Source organism: Peteryoungia ipomoeae (assembly GCF_004912165.1).
Classification (GTDB): Bacteria; Pseudomonadota; Alphaproteobacteria; order Rhizobiales; family Rhizobiaceae; genus Allorhizobium; species Allorhizobium ipomoeae.
In genome coordinates this window covers 1-3,821 of record NZ_STGV01000016.1, presented here as the reverse complement: position 1 = coordinate 3,821, position 3,821 = coordinate 1, and the positions used below count along the sequence as shown (strand labels likewise).

At 66.7% G+C, this 3,821-nt stretch carries 6 protein-coding genes; 2 read left to right on the top strand and 4 right to left on the bottom strand.

Annotated features, from left to right (window positions below; genetic code table 11):
- Positions 1-420 precede the first annotated feature (420 nt).
- Entirely contained in the window at positions 421-1,623 is a 1,203-nt protein-coding gene (locus FAA97_RS20925) for an MFS transporter (protein ID WP_136600494.1), read from the top strand.
- A 3-nt stretch (positions 1,624-1,626) separates the two neighbouring features.
- Here the strand turns inward: FAA97_RS20925 and gp17 are convergent, their stop codons facing one another.
- The 4 genes from gp17 to FAA97_RS20905 are packed head-to-tail and all read right to left on the bottom strand — an operon-like array spanning position 1,627 to position 3,141.
- Positions 1,627-2,037 carry a tail completion protein gp17 gene (gene gp17 / locus FAA97_RS20920; protein ID WP_136600493.1) on the bottom strand — a complete coding sequence of 137 codons (411 nt, stop codon included), beginning with the start codon at positions 2,035-2,037 and terminating at the stop codon, positions 1,627-1,629.
- Complete coding sequence (locus tag FAA97_RS20915) at positions 2,034-2,237, bottom strand: hypothetical protein (RefSeq protein WP_136600492.1); 204 nt, start codon at positions 2,235-2,237, stop codon at positions 2,034-2,036. Before FAA97_RS20915 ends, gp17 begins: the two co-directional genes overlap by 4 nt.
- A complete protein-coding gene (locus FAA97_RS20910; protein ID WP_136600491.1) occupies positions 2,234-2,569 on the bottom strand; it encodes a head-tail adaptor protein in 336 nt (111 codons plus the stop codon). The genes FAA97_RS20915 and FAA97_RS20910 overlap by 4 nt, the downstream gene beginning before the upstream one ends.
- A 2-nt stretch (positions 2,570-2,571) precedes the next feature.
- A complete protein-coding gene (locus tag FAA97_RS20905) occupies positions 2,572-3,141 on the bottom strand; it encodes a head-tail connector protein (protein WP_136600490.1) in 570 nt (189 codons plus the stop codon).
- Between the two features lie 494 nt (positions 3,142-3,635).
- Here FAA97_RS20905 and FAA97_RS21160 point away from each other — a divergent pair, with 494 nt between their 5' ends.
- Positions 3,636-3,806: a hypothetical protein gene (locus FAA97_RS21160; RefSeq protein ID WP_168801075.1), complete on the top strand. Its 171-nt coding sequence runs from the start codon at positions 3,636-3,638 to the stop codon at positions 3,804-3,806.
- The last annotated feature ends 15 nt before the right edge of the window (positions 3,807-3,821 follow it).

Genomic DNA, 3,821 nt, shown 5'->3' with positions numbered 1-3,821 from the left:
CTCAGATTTTGTTGGTGAGGGGATCGGTTCCGTTGGCATTCCCATCACCGATCCGAAACACCTCAACGGCTGCCCAAACGGTCGCCACACATCTCCTCTCCCCAGCGGGGAGAAGGTCCCGGCAGGGGGATGAGGGGGAGCGAAGCTCAAAACCCCAAAGCAGCCGCCTGCCATCCCGCCCCCTCACCCCGCCTCCGCTTTCGCTCGGCGACCCTCCCCCCAAAGGGGAGAGGACGTGACGCCAGCGCCTCACACAATCGTCATCCTCGGGCCTGTCCCGAGGATCTACCGTGCTCCCCGCGAATGCGAGGCCAACCGCCACCCCGCGCCCCCCCCTTCCGCCCGCCGGCAAATGCGCCTATGACGAGCACGCCCACCCGCCTTTCGCCTCATCCCCCGCCTGCCCGAAAGCCTCCCCGCATGCGCCATGCCAAGTCTGCCCTTGTCGCCAGCCTCGCTGTCAGCCAGATCATCGGCTGGGGCACGACATTCGAAATGCCGGCTGTGTTCGGCCGGCAGATCGCCTCCGAGCTTGGCATGGCCAATGAAACCGCCTTTGCCGGGCTGACCGTGATGATGCTGGTCATGGCGGCGCTCGGGCCGACAACCGGCAAGCTCATTGCCCGCCTGGGGGCCGCCCGCGTGCTGGCGCTGGGCTCGCTCACCATGGCGTCAGGGCTATGTGTCCTTGCCGCCGCCCAGGGCATTGTCACCTATGGCCTGGCCTGGCTCATCTTCGGCCTTGGCGGTTCCTTTGCTCTCTCGGTGCCGGCGCTCGCCGCCGTCGTCGAGCGCGAGGGCCGTGAGGCGCGCCGCACCATCGGCATCCTGATGGTCTTTACCGGCCTTTCCTCCGCCGTGTGCTGGCCGCTTCTGGCGCTGGCGGGTGAGGCCTTTGGCTGGCGCGCGGCACTGCTTTTTGCAGCGCTTGCCCATGTCGTCGTCTGCCTGCCGCTGCATCTGTCGCTGCTCAGCCTTAAGATTGCCCGTTCCGATGCGGAAAAGGCGCAGGATTCCGTCGAGCCGCTCAGCCTTTCGCCGCGCATGGGCACGCTTGCCTTTGCCCTGATTGCGATTGCCAGTTCGCTCGCAAGCCTGATGACCTTCGGCCTCTCGCCGCAGCTTTTGCATATCCTGGAACTCTCCGGCGCCACGCCGGCGCTTGCCCTGCAGCTCGGGTCGCTGCGCGCCGTCTTCGGCATTGCCGCGCGCGCTGTCGATCTCGTCGCCGGCCGCCACACCACGCCCGTCGTCACCGCCCTTGCCGGCACGGCCATGCTCACCGGCTCCACACTTCTCCTGATCTTTTCCTCCGGCACGCCGTCAAGTCTGCTGCTGTTCACCGCGCTTTACGGCTTCGGCTCCGGCGTCACCACGCTAGCCCGCGCGCTTCTGCCGCTCGCCTTCTTCTCCGCCAGCCGCTTTGCCGAACAGTCCGCCCGCCTCGCCTTGCCGCAAAACCTCGCCAATGCGGCTGCCCCCATCCTCATCACCGCCGTCATCGATCGCGCCGGCATCACCACCGGCCTCGTCACCACGACGGCGCTTGCAGCAACCGCCTTCCTCGCCGTCATCGGCCTTGCCGTGATTGCCCGGCGCGGCCGCCTCGCAACGCCGGCGTAATCCTTATTCGATCGAGCCTTGCTCGATCACGGCGCGAAACCGCGCCTCGGCGACAAACAGTCCTTCCTTCACCAGCCGGCGGCTCGTCGTCTTCTGCCGGTCAAAACTCACCAGCCGCATACCCGCTGCAAGCGTAAGCCCGCGCGTTGCCATGCCAAAGGCCGTCATCACCTCTTCCGCCTCGCGCCGCGAAACCGCGCTCCAGGCCTCCAGCGCAAGCACAATCTCTGCCGCCACCGGCTCGTCGATCAACAGCTCCCGTGCCTCGACCGTCCCCAGAACCAGCGCTGGAAAACGCTGTGGCCGCACCGTCCGGTCGCTCAGGCCCTGCGGCGCAAGCCGCAAGGAAAGGGCCGCATCCGCCTTTACCGCCTGTTGAAGCGCTGCTGCCAAGGCATTGACGAAATTGCTCATTTTTCACCTCCCGGCCCGGCCTCGCGGCGCAAACCTTCAAGCCTGCCGTCCTCCGCCGCCTCCAGATCGCGCGCCGCACGCCGCACTGCCACCCGCTCGCTGAGCATCGCCGTCAGCAGCGCCGCCATCTGCCGCCCCGTCTCCTCAAGCGCCACAGCGCTCAGCGCCTGCCGCGCAGAGCCCGTCTCAGCCCGTCTCATCCCGTCACCTCCCGGCACAGCGCCAGCGTGAACCGCCCGGTTTCGTCAAGGTCGCGCGCAGCCTCCACCAGCAAGCGCCGCTCTCCCTTGCTCAGGCGAAAGCCCGGCGCGATACCGCTTCCGGCCCGGAGCGTCACATGATGCGTCACGCGCGCCTCAAGCCCCGGCCCGCGCTCCTCCTTTGCAAGCGCGCGCGGCTCGATCAGCGCCCAGACCCTCCCGCGCTCGAGATAGGCAGTCGCCGCCCCGCCCTGCCCGTCATCGGTCACCTCGGGCGCCTCCAGCACCAGCCGCGCCGTCAGCCGGCCGGCATCGATGTCCAGCACCGCCATCTTCAGAGCCTCCGCCGGCAGAAGGGCGCAATCAGCCGGTCGTAACCGGGCGGCACCACCGCCGGCTGGGCGTCAGCCGCCACAACACCGCGCGTGGCAAACATCGCCGCCACATGCAAAAGCATTGCCCGCTTCAGCGTTTCGGGGACATCGGCGCCGCTTTCGCCGTAACCCGCGATAAAATCCACCTCGATGCCATTCAGCATCCGCCCCGGTTGCGGCACAGCCTTCAGCCACAGCCGCGCCGGCCGTGCCTCGCCATCGAGCAGATGACCGGCAAGCGAAACAGCCTCTTGATTGCCCTCGCCATCGTAAACCGTCACCGCCGTCACCTGCCGCACCGGCCCTTTCGCGATGGTCAGGATGCTATCCTCGGGCCAGGCATCGAGGCAGAGCCGAAACGGCCGTGCGATCAGGCAAAGCCCGGTTTCCCGCTCGATATGCTCGCGCGCCACCGTAATCAGTGCCGCCAGCAGCGCATCCTCGTCCTGGCCGTCGAGCCGCAAATGCGCCCGCACTTCGTTCAGCGTCACCGGCTCAATGCCCGGCGCCGTTAGGTCAATCATGGTCATGGGATTTCCTTGTGATATTTGGAGAAGCTGCCACTCTCCACGCCCGTGGCAGGGCAATTGCCTGAGGTTTTGAGCGCAGCCGAAGCGGGGTCGCTCTTCTCCCCAGCGGGGAGAAGGTCCCGGCAGGGGGATGAGGGGGGCGCGAAGCGCCAAAGCATGTCCAGCGGAAGCATCATCGCTACGGCATCAGTTAATCCGGAAAGCCTCTGAAGCTGTGCCGGGCAGCCCCCTCATCGCCTCGCATACGCTCGGCACTTCTCCCCGCTGGGGAGAAGAGAGAGCCCGCAACCGCCAGCGGCGCCGCATCCCTCCTTCTCCCCGCTTGCGGGGAGAAAGTGCCCGAAGGGCGGATGAGGGGCGAACGCCGCAAGCGCTGCGGATGAGGGCAAGTCTCCCAACAAAGCGGAGGGGCCTCGAAGGCCCTTTCCGCACAGGCAGCAACCGATCGCCACCTTCTGCGTTAGGCTTTTGATGCGACATAGAAGGAGTTCATCATGCAAAGCGACGGCGCACCCGGCCATCCGGTCCATTCAGGCGAAGACCGCGATGACTGGTTCGATCTCATTGTCGGCAATGCCGGATCGAATGTCGGCATGCTGCGCATTCTCGGCGCCATCCTCGCCTTCATTCTCTTCTTCGGCAGCCTGAGCTGGCTGATCGCCTGACGTCATTGCCGCCCC

Bases quoted from the DNA above. Each gene is read 5' to 3' on its own strand.
- FAA97_RS20925 (WP_136600494.1), top strand. From the start codon at position 421: ATGCGCCATGCCAAGTCTGCCCTTGTCGCCAGCCTCGCTGTCAGCCAG.
- FAA97_RS21160 (WP_168801075.1), top strand. From the start codon at position 3,636: ATGCAAAGCGACGGCGCACCCGGCCATCCGGTCCATTCAGGCGAAGAC.
- FAA97_RS20905 (WP_136600490.1), bottom strand. From the start codon at position 3,141: ATGACCATGATTGACCTAACGGCGCCGGGCATTGAGCCGGTGACGCTG.
- FAA97_RS20910 (WP_136600491.1), bottom strand. From the start codon at position 2,569: ATGGCGGTGCTGGACATCGATGCCGGCCGGCTGACGGCGCGGCTGGTG.
- FAA97_RS20915 (WP_136600492.1), bottom strand. From the start codon at position 2,237: ATGAGACGGGCTGAGACGGGCTCTGCGCGGCAGGCGCTGAGCGCTGTG.
- gp17 (WP_136600493.1), bottom strand. From the start codon at position 2,037: ATGAGCAATTTCGTCAATGCCTTGGCAGCAGCGCTTCAACAGGCGGTA.